Here is a 16,316-nt window from a genome sequence, read left to right as displayed (position 1 = left end):
TTGGCGGTCATTCCCGCCAGACTGCCCGTCAAACAGGCGTGGATGGCCCATACTATGACAGACTGGCCGCTTCCCGAGCAGTTGACGTACGCTCAAGTGATGTCGAGCGCTGCGACACAGGCCATTGCGGCGCTGTCCAGCATCAGGCGACGTCGCTCGAGCCCCGTCTCAAGCAGCATCTCTATTGCAGCATAGCCGAGTTCAACGACGAGGCGACACCGCGCCGTCAACAATTCGGACGCCTGCTCAAGCCCAAGGCGCTGGATGCGGTCCGACAGGGCTGAGGCCACCGCATCATGCGACTCCAGCCGGATATGCCCCAGCGCCGGCATGGCCCGCAGGCAGACCATCATTGCGTGGCCGCCCACGAATTCCAACGTCACGTCCAGCGTGTCATCCAGGATGGCGCGCACTGTATCCGGGAGTGGCATACCGTCCCGCCCGAAAGACTCCAGATATTCAGATGCAACATCATTCTGGGCATCCATCAGGCGCGTGCCCAATTCCTCCAAAATTGCGTGCTTGTTCGGAAACCAGCGATAGAGCGCTGGTGGCGTCATCCCCGCGCGCTCGACAATGGCGTTTGAATTGAACCCCTCAATGCCGGATTCGGCAAGCAGCTCCTGGGATGCCGCAAGGATCCGTTCATAGGTTTCCTTCGCGCGGGCTTGCTTGGGCATTGTCCGGATGGCGTGTTTCGGCACGGCAGGCTCGGGCTCCTCTGGTCCACAATGGAGGCAGGCCATCGCTCAGCCCGCCACTCGAATCTCCAAACCCGTCCGGTCACAATCCATTTGACAGGTCATTTCAATAGCATAAGCTATTTTTTGGGAGGAAGCCATGAAGATATCCCGTCGAACCATGATGTTTGGCGGCGGCGCACTTGCGGCCCTGGTCGGGGTTCCCGCCGCACTGAAGCTCCGCTGGGACGCACGTGATTTCACGCGGGATGGCTATACGCCAACAGCCCCGGCCCCACCGGATGGACGGGTCAACTGGATGAACTGGTCGGGGGCCCAACGCGCCACGCCGCGCGATCTGGTAACGCCCCGGACAGAAGCCGACCTCGCCGAATTCGTTCGGGCCAGTGCGCACAGGATACGCCCTGTGGGTAGCGGGCATTCCTTTTCGGCGCTGGCCCCCTCGGACGGGTACATCCTGCAAAGCAATTATTTCAGTGGCCTGAAGTCACTCGACCCGGAAACGCATGAGGCCCGTTTTGGCTCTGGAACACTGATGTTCGAAGCCTCCGGGGCGCTCGCTGCGCAGGGGCGCGCCTTTCAGAACCTGCCGGACATCGATGTCCAGACCCTTGCAGGCGCTTTCTCCACGGCCACACACGGAACGGGCGAGACCCTGCCCGCCCTGCACGATCACATTACGGGGTTTCGTCTGATCACCGCCGATGGCGACGTGATTGATGTCTCTGCCGAGTCCCATCCCGATTTGTTCGAGGCCGGAAAAGTATCTCTCGGCGCGCTCGGCATCATCACGGAATACCGTTTGAAGACGCTGCCAGCCTACAGGCTGAGGCGCCGGGCGACGGTGGAAAAGATCGACGATCTGATCGACAGCATTGAAGCAAGGGCGCCGCAGCACAGGAATTTCGAGTTCTTCTACCTGCCGGGTACCGGCCTTGCCCTGTCCATCACCCATGACGAAACCGATGCACCTGTTTCCGAGGCCCCCGAGAGCGCCGATGACGAGACGATGGATGCGCTCAAGCAATTGCGGGACGAATTGGGATGGGCCCCATGGCTCCGGCGTCGCATCGCGCAGGCCAATTTGCCAACCGGCGTGCTGGAGGATCATGTCGGCTGGTCTCATGAACTGCTCGCAACGACACGGCCGATCCGGTTCAATGAAATGGAGTTTCATCTGCCTCGCGAGGAAGGTCCGCGCACGGTAAGGGAAGTGATCAGGATGCTGGATCGGCGCGGCGATGCGTATTGGCCAGTGGAGTACCGGCACATCGCCCCGGACACAGCGTGGCTCAGCCCGTTCCAGGGAGGGCCGCGCGCCTCGATCGCGATCCACGCCGCCGTGGACGAGCGCTACGATTATTTCTTTGACGAGTTTCAACCCCTCTATCTCTCGCGCGGGGGCCGTCCACACTGGGGCAAGCATCATTCCCTCGGCCGGGAAGACCTGGCTGCCCTCTATCCGGACTTCGACCGGTTCCTGGACGTGCGCCGGCAACTCGACCCGACCGGAAAATTTCTGAACCCGCATCTGGCAACCCTGTTCGGGGAAGCCTTCGATGCCTGACTGGCTGAAACGTCCCGTCCTGAACCGGCGCCAATTGATGCTGGCAGGAGCGGGCGCTGTGGGAGTGACCGTGATGGTACAAAAACCTGGCGACAAGAGCGGACCGCGCGAATCCTATTTTCTCGACATGCAGGCTGCCCTCATGCGCGCCGGCATTGCAACCCCGACGCTGGTCATCGACCGGGACCGGCTGAACCGGAATATCGACACCCTCAAGGCACATTTGCCCGCCGACATGGGATATCGCATCGTGGCGAAATCCCTGCCCTCACTGCCCCTCATAGCCCATATTCGGGACCGCGCCGAAACTGACCGGTTGATGACATTCAACCAGCCCATGCTCAGTGCGTTGAGCCGGGACATGCCTGATGCGGATCAGCTTCTTGGAAAGCCTTTGCCCGTCGCAGCCGCAAAATCCTATTTTGATCAATTGCCTGCAGATCGCGCCGAAGCGGCTGGAAACGTCCAATGGCTGATCGACACGCCACACCGTCTGGAACAGTATCGCCAGCTTGCCCGGGCCACGGGGAACACTCTCCGCATCAATCTGGAACTCGATGTTGGCCTGCATCGCGGCGGATTCGTGCCGGGATCTGACCTGCAGCAGGTGCTTCAGGCCCTGGCCGAAACACCCGAATTGAGCTTCTCCGGTTTCATGGGCTACGAACCCCATCTACCGGTCCTGCCGTCTGCGATGGGGTGGCGCGAACGGGCCAAACAGGCGGCCTGGAGGGCCTATCGTGACTGTCTCGGGCAGGCATCTGACCTGTTCGGCGCAGCAGAAGTGGCGCAGATGACCCGGAATGCTGCAGGAAGCCCCACCTACCGCTACTATCAGGACACATTGCTGGCCAATGAGATCTCGGCCGGGTCATGCCTCGTGAAACCGACCCATTTCGACTCTGAACTGCTGGAGCCGCATCTTCCGGCAAGCTTCATCGCCACGCCGGTGATCAAGTCGCTCGACCGCACGCAACTGCCCGGCATGGAGTTCGCGGAAGGTGCCCAGCGCGCATGGAATCCCAACAGCACGAAGACAGTCTTCATCTATGGCGGACACTGGCTGGCCGATCCGGTCGACCCGCCCGGCCTGTCCTACAATTCCACGTTTGGCCGCTCCTCGAACCAGGAAATGCTGAATGGTGGTCCGGAACTGGAGATCAGTCCCGACGAATTCGTCTTCTTCCGCCCGCATCAGAGCGAAGCCGTGTTCCTGCAGTTCGGTGATATTGCCGTGTACGAACAGGGTGAGATCGTCGCGCGGTGGCCTGTCTTTGAAGCCTCGGCCTGACCCGTCCTCAGGACAGGCATCGCCGATGTCAGGCTCCGACAGGCTTCTCCCCTGAAATGGTGACCCGATAACCGGACCTGACCTGGGGGAAGTAATCCCAGACGGCCAGGTGCTGGACGGCCCGATTGTCCCAGAAAGCAATGGAATGGGGCTGCCAGCGGAACCGGACCTGAAAGTTCGGATTTTTCACATGGTCAAACAGGAAAGTCAGGATCGCCCGGCTTTCCTCATCCGACAGACCCTCGATCCGGGTCGTGTAGGACGAGTTCACGAACAGGCATTTCTTGCCGGTCACCGGATGCTTGCGGATCACGGGATGCGTGGCAACCGGATAGCGCTTGTCATAGTCCTTGAACAGCGCGTGATAGACCGGATTGGCATCATGTACGGCCTCCAGCCCCGCAAGATAGGCTTTCATCCGATCCGACAGGGCGTCATATGCCTTGTACATGCTGGAGAACATCGTGTCCCCGCCAGTGGGGGGCACAGTGTGGAGATAGAGAATGCTGCCCAGCGGCGGCGCCTCGTCAGCGCTGAGATCGGAATGCCAGCTTTCGCCCGCCACATATTTCGAATTGGCATCTGCGTGAATGGCAACGATCTCGGGATGCCCTTCAATGCCGGCGACTGCGGAATGAATGGCCAGAGGCCCGAACAGGAGACCAAGCGCCTTGTGGGCGTCGTGACTGATCTCCTGGTCCCGGAAGAAGATGACCTGGAACCGTGCCAGGGCATCCTGCAACTCCTCCGCCTGTCCGGAAGTCAGGGGCCGGGTCAGATCGATCCCGTCCAGCTCGGCCCCCATATATGGCGTCACCCGATGTGCGGTGAAATGCTCGTAATCCTTGTCGCCATCAAATTCCGACACGTTCATATCCTTCTTTCACGCGGTCCCGGCTGCCCTCAGAACTCGAACCCGAAGGTGACGAGCAATTGGCGTGGCGGGACATATTCATTGCTGACAGTACCGCTCGAATACGGATCAACGAACCGGCCGGAGATGCCTTCTTCATCACCAATATTGGTGATGGACGCTGACACGAACCACGGCTCGTCATTCGGCTGATACTGGAAGTAGGCATTCCAGAGGCTGTAGGACGGCACATCATCCGCCCCATCCGTGTTGAAGATCCGCGCCTCGTATTCCCCGACATACACATTCTCGATCCGGGACGTCAGTTCGCCATGATCGCCGATCGGCTGGAACCAGGCGGCATAAAGATTGTAGGTCAGGTCCGCGAGGTTGGGCGGCGTATTGCCTTTCACCTGAACCGCAGCGGATTGCCGCGCGAGGAACCAGTCATAGGTCCAGGGATAGATGGTGCCGGTGCCGACCGCCTCGGCCGCTGCGGCATCCGCAAGGCGGCGATCCAGCGCCTCATAATCCGCCGTCACTTCGCCATCGAGCATCGCCATGTTGCCGCCCAGCATGAGCTGGTCATTGAACGTCAGGAAACTGCCTTCCAGTTCCAGCCCGTAGGTTTCGGCTTCGGGAATGTTGCCGATGCCGCCGGAATACGGGATCGGATCTTCCTCGATGAACTGCATGTTTTCATACTGGTTGAAGAAGATGGAGGCGTTGAGGGTCGCCCGGCCATCAAGGAACGTGTTCTTCGATCCGAATTCGATGGCTTCGACGATTTCCTCGTCATACGTGGTCGACACGGTCAAGGCACCGGAAGAGCCCCCGTTCAGACCACCCGGCTTGTAGCCGCGCGACCAGCTTGCATAGAGCATGGAGTCTTCAGACACATCATAGTCGAGCCCGACCTTGCCGGTCCATGTCTGTGTATCAAAGGAACTCTGCGTCGGCGTCGCATAGTAGGAGGCGCCTTCGCCCTCATACTTGTCGTCATTGTACCGCGCACCGAGTGTGGCATTCAGGTTTGCCATGACCGGCACGGTGACCTGGAAGAATGGCGCGATCGATTCCCGGTTCACCGTCGAGATGTTCTCGTAGGCCAGATTGCCTGGAATTTCCGCCGGCGTGGTATCCTTCGGCAATACCGGAAGCGCAGGAACTGCAGTCACGCCGAGCTCCCGATACTCCACCACATACTGCGCCGAGTCCGTGTTGGAATAGAAGACCCCGGCAATCCAGTCGATCGGTGAATCCGCAAGCGAACTGATCGTCAACTCTTCCATGAAGGTCTCGGCGTCGGTCGCCCAGGTCGCAACATGGTCGTAGCCGCCATAGGTCGCGACATCGAGCCGGTCAGCGTCAAAGGACTGGTCGTGCGTCAGATCCTGATAGCTCGTGACAGATTTCAGTGTCGCGAATGGCAGCTCATAGGATGCGTTGAAGGTCGCCAGTTCGGAACGCAGCTTGAACTTGGCCGGATGGTCCTGGGTCAACTCGCGGATATCCGGATTTGGGTCCTCGATATTCTTCAGCGCACCGCCATTATGCTTGTCGTTATAGAGCGTATAGGAGAGCGTCGTGGACAATTTGTCCGTCGGCTCCCACAACCCAGCGATACGATAATGCTCATTGTCGGCATCATCCAGCTCATAGCCGCCATCGATGCTGGTCGCCGTGGCATAGCCATCATGTGACGTCTGCTGGACCGAACCGCGAATGGCGGCCGTTTCACCAATCGGCACATTGTAGGAGGCAAATCCCTGAACGTAATTGTAATCGCCCAGCGTCGCCTTGAATGTGCCCTTGGACTCACCCAGAGTTGGCTGGTTGGTGATGACATTGATCGAGCCGCCGGTTGAACTCTGCCCGAACACGGTGCCCTGCGGGCCTCTGAGCACTTCGATACGGTCCACGTCGAAAAAGCCCATGTTCAACGCGATCGAGTTTGGCAGGAAGGCGCCATCGACATGGAAAGACACGCCTGGGATGGTCGCGAAATTCTCTGGGGTTTGCTGGCCGACGCCGCGAATGGTGACGATACGTTCCGACCCGCCACTTTTCGTGATCATGAGGCCTGGAACATATCCGTTCAGCTGACTCGGATCCGTGATCCCTGCCTGATCCAGGATATCGCCCGTGATGGCGCTGAGCGCGATTGGCGCGTCCTGAAGTGTGGTTTCCCGCTTTTCTCCGTAAACGGTAATCTGATTCATGTTGCGGATGTCATCCTCATCGCCCGCCGCATCATCGGCAAACGCGACACCTCCCTGCAGCAAGGCAACACTCATGGCCACAAACGCAGCCCCGTACTTCATTCCGTTCTTTTTGTTCCGACCCATGACATTACCCCTCAAGCTGAAGACAATCACAAATTCTGCGATATCTCACGCTAGATTCGGGTTTGCGTCCTGACTTGATTTGGAGCGCCAAAATAGTTGCAAACCCTGACACCCCTGACACACGAAACATACTCTTCACACACACCAACAAGTTGTTTCCACCCGGCCGCCCGGGCTCACGCCTTGACTGCGCCGACATCCTCAGGCTCTGGAGCGTCCGCCGCACGCACCGGTCCCGACAGTTCCGGATCCCGCAGGATCTGGACCAGCAAGGCCAGTGCGCCCAGAGCCACAGCAAATGCAAAGAATACCGGCGCGAATGACCCAACCTTGTCAGCGGCCATCCCGGCGGCCAATGGCCCGAATGCGGCGATTGATGAAATCTGGTGGGAGACGCCCAGCAATTGGGCACCCAGCACGCGACCAAAACACTCGACAAGCAGGACCATCGTGGCCACGACCGTAATGCCCCATCCCGCGCCGAACAGCAGCGAGGACACCAGCACTATGCCCGGATGACCGGCAATGGCGAACAGAACGATCCCAACAGCCTGCAGCGCCATGCTGGCGGCCAGCATGTGGCGTGAGGAAAAGCGCTCGCACAATGGCCCGGCCAGGCCCTTGAAGGCCAGAGAGACGAAGGCCATGAAGCTGAGCCCCAGAGCGCCCATTGCCGGCGACAGGCCAAGCAGCTTGAGGTGGCTGACTGCCATGGAGTGGACCGTGGTCACACAGGCAAGATTGAAAGTGATGGCCGCAGCGATGATCAGGAACAGGGGCCGCATGAAGGCCTTCGTCCAGGGGAGCGTGTCCGTACCTGTCTCCTGGCGCCCGTGCGGCTCACCCTCTTCTGCCGCGGTGGCATTCGAGTGGCGCGACCCGCCCGGGATCAGCACCGCGCCGAGCAGGATCAAAACGCCGCAAACACTGGCCAGGATCATCCAGTTCACCCGCCAACTGGTCCATTCGATCAGATAGTGGCTGAGACTCGGCCCAACGATGTCGCCGATACCGCCCAGCATCAGATAGAGCCCGATCATCCGCCCCGTCCGGAGCGGGAACCATTCCCCGATCAACCAGACCGCCGTGACATTTCCGGCGAGTGAAAACCCTGCCCCGACAAGGCACATGGCCGCGAAAAAGGGGCCAATCCCGTTGCTGGCGCTGGCGAAGGCAAAACCAAGCGCCACGCTGGCAAAGCCGAGCGTGAACGTTCGACGGGCGCCGATACGCTGCAACAGCACCGCCGGCAGGAAACTGGTCAGCCCCACCGCCAGACCAAGTACAGTGAACCCCAGCCCGGCTGACGTGTAGCTCCAGCCCAGATCGTCCGCCATCACAAACAGCACGACCCCGAGCGAGGCGAATGTGCTGGCGTTCAGAACGAAAAACCCACTTACCAGAATGGCGAAGACCGCCCATTTCCGAAACATCGCCGCCATCCCGCTGCCTGAGAACACACAGGAAGTGATCTCATATTCCGGCCGGACTTTATTGTCGGTGAGCGCCCTCAGTGTTTGACAGCGCCTGAAACTCGGGGCGGGTCAGGCGTTTCCGGCTGTGCCCGGCGCCCAGGCTGCCAGAATGGAGGCGGTGTCTGCCAGCAAGGCGCAATTCTTCTCCAGCGCCATCAGGCCGGCAATGTGAAGGGCCTCATCATAGGCGGCGCAGGCATCCGACACGACAATGACGTTGAAATCCCGGTGAAACGCTGCGCGCGCCGTCTGATCAACACAGCAATCCGTGGTCACGCCGGTCACCAGCACCGTATCGATGCCGCGCGCCCTCAGCTGCTGTTCCAGGTCGGTTTCGTGGAAACCATCGAACAGCACCTTGCTGACATCAAGCTCTCCTGCGTCCGGTGAGAGCCGATAATAGTCAGACCCCGGCTGATCGGCGCGGCAGATGGCGTGCTGGCCAGGCTGGCCGCGCCGGGCGTAGAGATTTTTAAGTGCAGAGGAATCGGTTTCTTCCCGGGTCACGACCTTCAGGAACCCTACCAGAACCCCGGCGGATCTGGCCGCGTTGCGCAGGCGCTCCATCTGATCCATCGCGCGATGGGCTGGCGCAAGATCAACGCCTGCCTGTCCGATCACGCCGTCCGGCGACACGAAATCCACCTGTACATCAATCAGAAGCAGTGCGGTGCGCGATGGCACCAAGATGTCCTTCAGGAGCGGTTCCGACGCATGCGGCAAGGCTGTGGCGGCAGGCAGGCTTGGCATTCAGGCTGCTCCTGCGAGGGCCGGGAATTTTGCGCGGAGTTTCGGCAGGACTTCCGCCGCAAAGGTCGGCATGCCTTCAAGATAGTCCGGGAAGATCAGCATCAATCCGTCCAGACCGGACACTTCAAGCTGTTCCGAGAGCCGCTCGACAACCGTATCCGGCGCCCCTGCCACATGCGGCGCCATGAAGGATGAGCGCGACTTCTTCACAAACGCGTTTTCCTTGCCGATCTCGGCATCAAGGAAGCCATAGGCCCGCATCATTCCGCGCAGGGCTTCCTCGTCCAGACCGTCGCGATAGTGTTCCGCAGTGGCCTTGGCTTCTGCATCGGTTTCGCCGAGGACGACTGTCATCATGGCATAGGTGCGAATATAGCGCCCCATGTCGGCCGCAATCCCCTTGACCTTGTTGCTGGCCTTGGCCAGCACATCGGGCGCATCGCCGGACAGGAAGATGGCATCCATCTCATTGGCGCTGAAGCGCATTCCCTTTTCCGACGTACCGGCGCAGACTAGGAAGGGTTTGGTCGAAGGTTTGGGGTCGGACACACAGTCGTCCAGCTGGAAATACTTGCCGTTCATCGTAACAGAGGGCTGGGTCCAGAGGCCCTTGATCGCCTGGATCCATTCTTCAGCCAGATCGTAGCGGGCATCATGGTCCACACCTTCCGGCCACATTCCCATCTGGGAGAATTCGCCCTTGTAGGAGCCGGTTACCACGTTCAGCCCGGCCCGACCTTTCGATACCTGGTCGAGCGTGGCCACCATCTTTGCCACCGTTCCCGGATTCTGGAGAATGGTGTGCACGGTGGTCCAGACTTTCACGGTCTTGGTGACTTCCGCCAGTGCGGCCATCGTCACTGTCGCATCCAGTGTCGAGTTCCAGTGCTCCGTCTCACCGCCATAGCCGCGATACTTTGCCATGGACATGATGAAGTCATAGCCCAGCTCTTCCGCCAGCACGGCCACTTTGCGGTTATAGGCGTAGGACCCGTCCAGCTCCGGCTTGTTCCGGGAGAGGATCCATCCACCATTCGCGATCGGCATGAAGATGCCCAGATCCTTGCCACCGGAATCGGACGGCAAATCGAACTTGGTTGGAGCAATTGGCTGCGACATGTCTTCATTCCCTCATTTCGATACCGGATTATGATCCGGCAGGCGCGCCCGGTTCTTGATTTCTCGCGCCTCAACTATTGACCAGCGCCCCTGCGGCCCGCGCTTACATCTCTTCGGGAGCCACCTCGACGCACAGACCGGACAGCTCTTCCGTCATGATGATCTGACAGGACAGTCGTGATCCGGGACGAGCGTTCTCGGAGAAATCCAGCAACTCCTTCTCCGATTCCGATGGGCCACCCGCCAGATCCCGAAACTCGTCTGAGACATAGACATGGCAGGTCGCGCAGGCACAGGCGCCTCCGCAAATGGCGGCAATGTCTTCGACACCGGAGGAAGAGATGGCCTCCATGACACTGTGGCCGGTTGTGGCCTCAATGACCGCCTCTTCACCGCATCGTTTGACAATCCGCAATTCTGGCATTCCGTACTCTCCAGCTGGTACGCGATCAGGAAATCATTCTGGGCACGGCAGCATCCGCGATCCGGAATTTTCCGACGGTTTCATCGTCAACGCCCTCACGCGGCTTCTCACGCACCTGAACCACGCCATTCTTGCCAAACCCGTCCACGACCGGGCGGCCAGCGTCTCGACTTAGCCAGAGGCGCAGAAGATGGCGTTTCCGTTGCGGTTCCGGGTGATCAAAGAACTCGGTACGGGAATGAAGGGCCGCATAATTGGACAGCCACTGGATATCCCCCGGACGGAAATCCATGTCGATCGCCATGCCCGGCTCATAGGTGATCTCATCGAACAGGGCGAGCACCTCCTTCTGGGCATCCGTCAATTCCGGAACGCCCGGATACTCCTGAGCTGTCAGGATGTAGAGCGACCCGGCATACATGCTGAAGACCCCCTCCTCGATGCTGATCACCGGCGATGTATAGGTGTTCGCGGGCGCATTGTGATCCTGCCGGCGCCAATCCCAATGGAACGGCTCAAGCAGGAGCGGCGCGAGATCCGGACGTCGGCGGAGGATCTCATTGTAGATTTCAGCGCCCGACACCAGGCATGATGCACCGCCCGCCTTGGCAGGCCGAAGGCACATCAGCGCCACGACATCGGAACTGTCCGAATGATAGACCAGCTTGTCCCGAACCTTTGATGACAGGGCTGTCGGGTCGTCCATCGTCTTGTCCGAGGTTGCATAGATATGGTCGATCAGATCTCCCATCTCGTTCTGTCGAATGGGATCGCCCATATGCAGCCCGAGGATGTAATAGATCGCGGATGACAGCGCATCGGAATAGAGATGCGTGCGCAGCCCGCGCACTAGTACGAACCCGCGGCCGGTGTCGACGTCCGCGCCCCATTCGACAATGGCCTCGGCGCAGGCCTCCAGGGGATAGTCGGACGCCTGCACGAACCGCAGGTCCGGATCATCATTCACGAACTTCGCTCCAAGCCGTTCCAGTTCTTCGATCTGCGCTTCTGACAGGTGGTAGATCCACGTCTCACCCGCCTTGATCGCGTCGCCGCGCCAGGCTGCCTCGGTCGTGACCGGTTTGCAGATGGTTTCAGTCGTCATGTTGATCTCCGAAATGTCGTCTTTGTGTCCCTGCCCGCACAGTAGGTCTTCCTCCCTGCCCGGTCTTGCACGGCGGGACATGATTTCTTGTCCCGGCTTCTGTTGGCGGGCAGGCCATCACACCGTCTCCGCGGACACCGAAAGGGTCAGGTCCCGGAAGGCCTCGATGCCATCCAGTTGGCTTTTCAAATGATATGTTGCGTACTTGTAGGCATCGCTCCCCAGCAACAGCAGGCGCGGCGGCACATCCATTTCCACCAGCTGCGAGATGGCCCGGGCAATCTTCTCCGGCGAACTGGGCTCCTGTCCCATACCGTCCGTCAGGACGCCATGCGCGACGTGCGCCGTTGTCTCATAGTCGGAGATGGAAGGCTCAATGGCGCGCAGCGATCCGCCAGCAAAATCGGTTCGCATACCTCCGGGCGCGACATTGGTGACATGAATGCCCAGAGGAGCGACTTCCTCGGCGAGGGTCTGTCCCAGGCATTCCACCGCATATTTGCTGGCGCCGTAGATGCCGGTGCCGGCCCACGGAGCCAATCCACTGACCGAAGACACGTTGATGATGTGGCCGGCCCGGCGGCGCCGCATTCCCGGAAGTACCGCCTGGATCATCGCAATCGTGCCGAGAAAATTGACGTCGAACAGGGACTTCACATCTTCAATCGGAGTTTCCTCGATCGCACCTGTCAGGCCGAAACCGGCATTGTTGACAAGTATGTCGATGTGGCCGATCCGGGTCTCGATTTCGGCAATCTTGCCGGGGATCTCTTCAAACCGAGTGACATCGATTTGCAGTGGAGTCGCCCGATCTGCAGACAACGCGGAAAGCGCGTCCTCATCCGTCTGCGTCCGGACCGTACCGACCACCCGGTCACCCTGTTCCAGCAACTGACTGGCCAGTTGCCTACCCAGTCCCTTGCCAACTCCTGTGATCAGCCAGGTTTTCATCCGGATACCTCCTCGGGGTTCATCTCGAACATGATGAGCTGCACATCTTCCCGCGTCGGCATGGACGCCGCGGCGCCATCGCGTTCAACCGACAGCGACGCCGCTATGGATGCATACCGCATCGCATTGGCCAGCGTGTCTCCCATTGCGAGACGTGCGCACAAGGCGCCGCAGAAACAGTCCCCCGACCCGGTCGTGTCCCGAGCCCGGGTGCGTCGCGCCGGCGTGACGTCGAGACGTGTCTGACTGATCGCCAGGGCCCCGGCAGCGCCGCAGGTCACCACAATGACCTGATCCTTGCGGCACAACAGCGTCCGGGCGAGCCGGGTAATTTCCTCAATATCCTCCGGCAGGGTTTCAATCCCTGTGTAATAGGCCAGTTCGGACTCGTTCACGACAAGAATGTCGACAAGGGGAAAAAGCGTCTCGCCTGCCGCCTGAACGGCCGGAGCTGCGTTCAGGACAGTCCTCGCCCCGGATTCGATATGGCTCTGGAAAAATGCCCGCGTGGTTTCGATCGGTGTTTCCAGTTGCGCCAACACGATCCGGACCGGACTGCGATCAGGTTTGTCGATTTCCAGTCGGGCATTTGCCCCTGCCGCCACGATGACGTGATTTTCACCCGCCTCGTCCACGCAGACATAGGCCCGGCCACTTGCCTCACCCGGCACAATGGAAACATGTTCTGTCGGGACGGAATGAGCCTGAAGCTCGCTCACCAGCCACGCCCCATCTGCCCCCTCTCCAACACAGGCATGGAATGTCAGGTCCGCTCCCGACCGTGCGGCGCTGACGGCCTGGTTTGCGCCCTTGCCGCCGAGGAATTGCTCCACGCTGTGCGCTGAAATTGTTTCGCCCGGACGCGGCAACGCTGTCACGCGCATCACAGTGTCGAGATTAACGCTTCCCAGAATTGCCAGTTCGCTCATGCGCCAATTGCCTCCTCGCCCTTTTCAGGCCCCTGCGAGTCAAACTCGGGCAGCAAAACAATCAGCAGCGTTCCGACGAGCAGGAGACCCGCCAGAACCCAGACCGAAGTGACATAGCTTCCGGTGAGGTCAAAGCCGACATCCATCAGCACCGGCGCACCGCCCTGGAAGATGATCACGACGGAATAGAAGACGCCAATGATGGAACCAAATGACCTCAATCCGAAATAGCGTGAAACGAAATAGGACAGACAGCCAAACTCTGCACCCAGCCCAATCCCCATCAGCGCCGCCCCGAGATAGATAATCGGCATGGAGCCGCCATACTGAAAGCAGAGCAGGCCAAGTATGGCCGCCGCGAACATCGGAACCGCCACCTTCGGCGTATAGAACCGGTCGAGCAGATAGCCGGTCATCACCTGCCAGCCCGCGGTCACCAGCGCAAAGATGCTGATGGCGAGGGTGGCAGATTGCAGCGGAATGCTGCGATCCATCAGCATCGGCACGACATGGGTGAAAATGGCTGTCATGCATCCCGCGCCCAATGCAACAGCCGCCATCAGGACCCAGAAGACGCGCGTTGCAACTGCCTCGTCGAGCCGGTGTCCTGAAAGCGCCTCGGTCGCCGCGCCGGCAGGTGGTGCGCCGTCGTTGCTGTCCTTGATTGCCGCCAAGCGGGCCGGAGCGTCCTTGAGCAAGACAAACAGTGTCGGAAAGCCCAGCCAGAACACGATCAGGCCGATTCCGACATAGGCGCCGCGCCACCCGAACTGGACGAGCATCAAACCTGCCACAATGGGCATGAGGGTCGAGCCCAGACCATTTCCGAACCCGGCCGCAACTCCCAGCATCAGGCCCCGCTTTTCGTCGAACCATTCGGAAATCACTTTCGAATAGGCGGGAGTCGAAGGAATTGCCCCGGCTGCGCCCACAAGCGCAAACAGCGCATAGAATTGGAGCACTGAACCATTTGACAGTGCCAGCGCCGCAATTGCCGGCGCGAACAATGCATTCCCCAGCAAGATGATCCGACGGGACCCCAATTTGTCCGACAGCCGTCCGGCGACAGGATAGATGATCGCGGACATGACAGCCGTCAGCAGCAGGACACCCGAGACAACCGCCCTGGGCCAGCCGAATTCCGTTGAAATGGGGACGAGGAACAGGCTGAAGACTGCGCTGACGGCCGGCGTTGTGCTGACGATGTTGCCGACAGTTGCTGCGACAACGACACCCAGCTTGCCGGATGATCGCTGCTGCATCATTGCGTCCACGTCAGCCAGTTGCGTCATTCGCTTGTGTATCCTTCCGGAATGACGGGGTCCGGCCCGCCCTTGCGCCACAGAATGATCTGATTGCCCCACGGATCCTGGAAGGAATCGTTGAAGCCGTTGAACTCTTTCCAGTAGTGATTTCGCCAGAGGGTCTTGGCACCACGGGCTTCCGCCGCGGACATAATACGGTCGATCGAGTCATCCTCGCTCACCAGCACCCACAAACGGGACGTGCGGGTCTCTGTCGTCAATGCGCGGGGTTCAACACCATCCGGGTCCGGATTCGGCCTCAGATTCCGGACATCGCCGATACCGATGTGCAGGTTTCCGATTTCGCTGTCCGAACCATCAGGATTTCGGAAGTTTCCGCCGGGCACCATGCGACAGTATTGCCCGTCCATGCGCACATCATCTTCCCACCCCATGACCTCGGCATAGAATTTTCCGGCCGCCACGGGATCGTCGGACATCAGGTCGACGAAGATGAGAGTATTCGGGTATGACATATAAATTCCTTACACTTACTTTCCGGTTTCTGCGGGCATTTCCTGACTAGACGCGCCCCCGCGCAAACTCTTGATACTCGCCCCACAATTTGTTGATCTCCGTTTCGTCCTGCGCCCGATTGGCCAGTCCGCTGCGCCGATGCTCGCGCGGAGACAGGCCGAAGTGTTCCCGAAAGCTCCGGCTGAAATGCGCAGAACTGCTGAATCCCCAGCGAAATGCCACTTCAGAGATGGATTCCTGCGCATGCAGTGGACTGATCAGGTCTGCGTGACAACGCTCCAGCCGACGCTGCTTGAGATACCCGCTGAAACTGCGTCCGTCCGCAGCGAAGAGGCGCTGCAGGTATCGTGGCGAAACGCCAACTTCATCGGCCGCCTTCACAATGCTGAGGTCCGGATCCCAGAGCAGGGTTTCCAGCGTTTGCTGGATCCTGTGCAGATGCGCCGCCCGCGCACCGCGCGCGCCGCCAAGCGAGCGCGCCCCCGCAATGCCCAGCAGTTTGGAGGTCAGCAGTTCGATCAGCGCAAGTTCGACCGGGCGCAGTTCCTGTGCCGGGATGTCGCCGATTTCTTCGGCCAGAACGAGCAACATGGCAACCAGCATGCGCCCAGTGCCGGATCGTCCATCAAGCGTCCCCGACTTGTAGTTTGCCGGAGCGATCAGGCGTCCGCCGAGTGCCACGGCCGGAATGCGCACGAACAGAATGGCATTGTCTTCACCCACTTCCAGCCGGGAGTCGTGACGTGTCGCCCCATAGACGATCATGTCCCGGTCAACGTCCACCGAAACTCCATCCGCACTGAAACGTGCCTGTCCCTTCAGCAGCACCAGAAGCCAGAGACCCGCGCCCTGTTCCAGTTCACGGCCATCGATCACCTGGCGACCGGATTCGATCCGCGCGAACTGCAATCCCATGGTCGATGACTGAATGGTCATCCGGCCGTCAATCGGCTGCCCCGCCGGGTCGGAGACAAAGGGCAACCTCAGACGTCGCATCGCGTTTGCCCAAGCGGCATTGCGCT

At 60.0% G+C, this 16,316-nt stretch carries 15 protein-coding genes; 2 read left to right on the top strand and 13 right to left on the bottom strand.

Annotated elements, in window-relative coordinates; translation table 11 throughout:
• Positions 1-92: 92 nt before the first annotated feature.
• A complete protein-coding gene (locus tag HF955_RS11720; RefSeq protein WP_291075304.1) occupies positions 93-680 on the bottom strand; it encodes a TetR/AcrR family transcriptional regulator in 588 nt (195 codons plus the stop codon).
• Positions 681-840: 160 nt separating this feature from the next.
• Here HF955_RS11720 and HF955_RS11715 point away from each other — a divergent pair, with 160 nt between their 5' ends.
• Positions 841-2,268: a D-arabinono-1,4-lactone oxidase gene (locus tag HF955_RS11715; RefSeq protein ID WP_291075303.1), complete on the top strand. Its 1,428-nt coding sequence runs from the start codon at positions 841-843 to the stop codon at positions 2,266-2,268.
• Positions 2,261-3,559: an alanine racemase gene (locus tag HF955_RS11710; RefSeq protein ID WP_291075302.1), complete on the top strand. Its 1,299-nt coding sequence runs from the start codon at positions 2,261-2,263 to the stop codon at positions 3,557-3,559. Before HF955_RS11715 ends, HF955_RS11710 begins: the two co-directional genes overlap by 8 nt.
• A gap of 28 nt (positions 3,560-3,587) precedes the next feature.
• On the opposite strand, the gene HF955_RS11705 is transcribed toward HF955_RS11710, so the two are convergent.
• The 12 genes from HF955_RS11705 to HF955_RS11650 all read right to left on the bottom strand — a co-directional run bounded on the left by HF955_RS11705 (position 3,588) and on the right by HF955_RS11650 (position 16,290).
• The gene (locus tag HF955_RS11705) at positions 3,588-4,364 is read right to left on the bottom strand and encodes a TauD/TfdA dioxygenase family protein (protein ID WP_367279792.1); all 777 of its coding nucleotides are present in this window, start codon (positions 4,362-4,364) and stop codon (positions 3,588-3,590) included.
• A 98-nt stretch (positions 4,365-4,462) separates the two neighbouring features.
• Positions 4,463-6,760: a TonB-dependent receptor gene (locus HF955_RS11700; protein WP_291075300.1), complete on the bottom strand. Its 2,298-nt coding sequence runs from the start codon at positions 6,758-6,760 to the stop codon at positions 4,463-4,465.
• A gap of 176 nt (positions 6,761-6,936) precedes the next feature.
• On the bottom strand, positions 6,937-8,193 hold the full coding sequence (locus HF955_RS11695) for a CynX/NimT family MFS transporter (protein WP_291075299.1): 1,257 nt from the start codon (positions 8,191-8,193) through the stop codon (positions 6,937-6,939).
• 111 nt (positions 8,194-8,304) lie between these two features.
• Positions 8,305-8,985 carry a cysteine hydrolase gene (locus HF955_RS11690; RefSeq protein WP_291075298.1) on the bottom strand — a complete coding sequence of 227 codons (681 nt, stop codon included), beginning with the start codon at positions 8,983-8,985 and terminating at the stop codon, positions 8,305-8,307.
• Complete coding sequence (locus HF955_RS11685) at positions 8,986-10,104, bottom strand: LLM class flavin-dependent oxidoreductase (protein ID WP_291075297.1); 1,119 nt, start codon at positions 10,102-10,104, stop codon at positions 8,986-8,988. It lies immediately after the preceding gene.
• Positions 10,105-10,207: 103 nt separating this feature from the next.
• Positions 10,208-10,528: a 2Fe-2S iron-sulfur cluster-binding protein gene (locus HF955_RS11680; protein WP_291075296.1), complete on the bottom strand. Its 321-nt coding sequence runs from the start codon at positions 10,526-10,528 to the stop codon at positions 10,208-10,210.
• Between the two features lie 25 nt (positions 10,529-10,553).
• Positions 10,554-11,633: a TauD/TfdA family dioxygenase gene (locus HF955_RS11675; RefSeq protein WP_291075295.1), complete on the bottom strand. Its 1,080-nt coding sequence runs from the start codon at positions 11,631-11,633 to the stop codon at positions 10,554-10,556.
• 117 nt (positions 11,634-11,750) lie between these two features.
• Positions 11,751-12,584, bottom strand: a complete 834-nt coding sequence (locus tag HF955_RS11670; RefSeq protein WP_291075294.1) for an oxidoreductase — start codon at positions 12,582-12,584, stop codon at positions 11,751-11,753.
• Entirely contained in the window at positions 12,581-13,513 is a 933-nt protein-coding gene (locus tag HF955_RS11665; RefSeq protein ID WP_291075293.1) for a ribokinase, read from the bottom strand. The genes HF955_RS11670 and HF955_RS11665 overlap by 4 nt, the downstream gene beginning before the upstream one ends.
• A complete protein-coding gene (locus HF955_RS11660) occupies positions 13,510-14,805 on the bottom strand; it encodes an MFS transporter (protein ID WP_291075292.1) in 1,296 nt (431 codons plus the stop codon). The genes HF955_RS11665 and HF955_RS11660 overlap by 4 nt, the downstream gene beginning before the upstream one ends.
• Complete coding sequence (locus HF955_RS11655; RefSeq protein ID WP_291075291.1) at positions 14,802-15,293, bottom strand: VOC family protein; 492 nt, start codon at positions 15,291-15,293, stop codon at positions 14,802-14,804. Before HF955_RS11655 ends, HF955_RS11660 begins: the two co-directional genes overlap by 4 nt.
• Positions 15,294-15,339: 46 nt before the next feature.
• Positions 15,340-16,290, bottom strand: coding sequence for a helix-turn-helix domain-containing protein (locus tag HF955_RS11650; RefSeq protein ID WP_291075290.1), 951 nt, complete (start codon positions 16,288-16,290; stop codon positions 15,340-15,342).
• Between the last annotated feature and the right edge of the window lie 26 nt (positions 16,291-16,316).

It is taken from the genome of Hyphomonas sp., assembly GCF_017792385.1.
Classification (GTDB): domain Bacteria; phylum Pseudomonadota; class Alphaproteobacteria; order Caulobacterales; family Hyphomonadaceae; genus Hyphomonas.
This window is presented reverse-complemented; position numbering and strand designations above follow the sequence as displayed.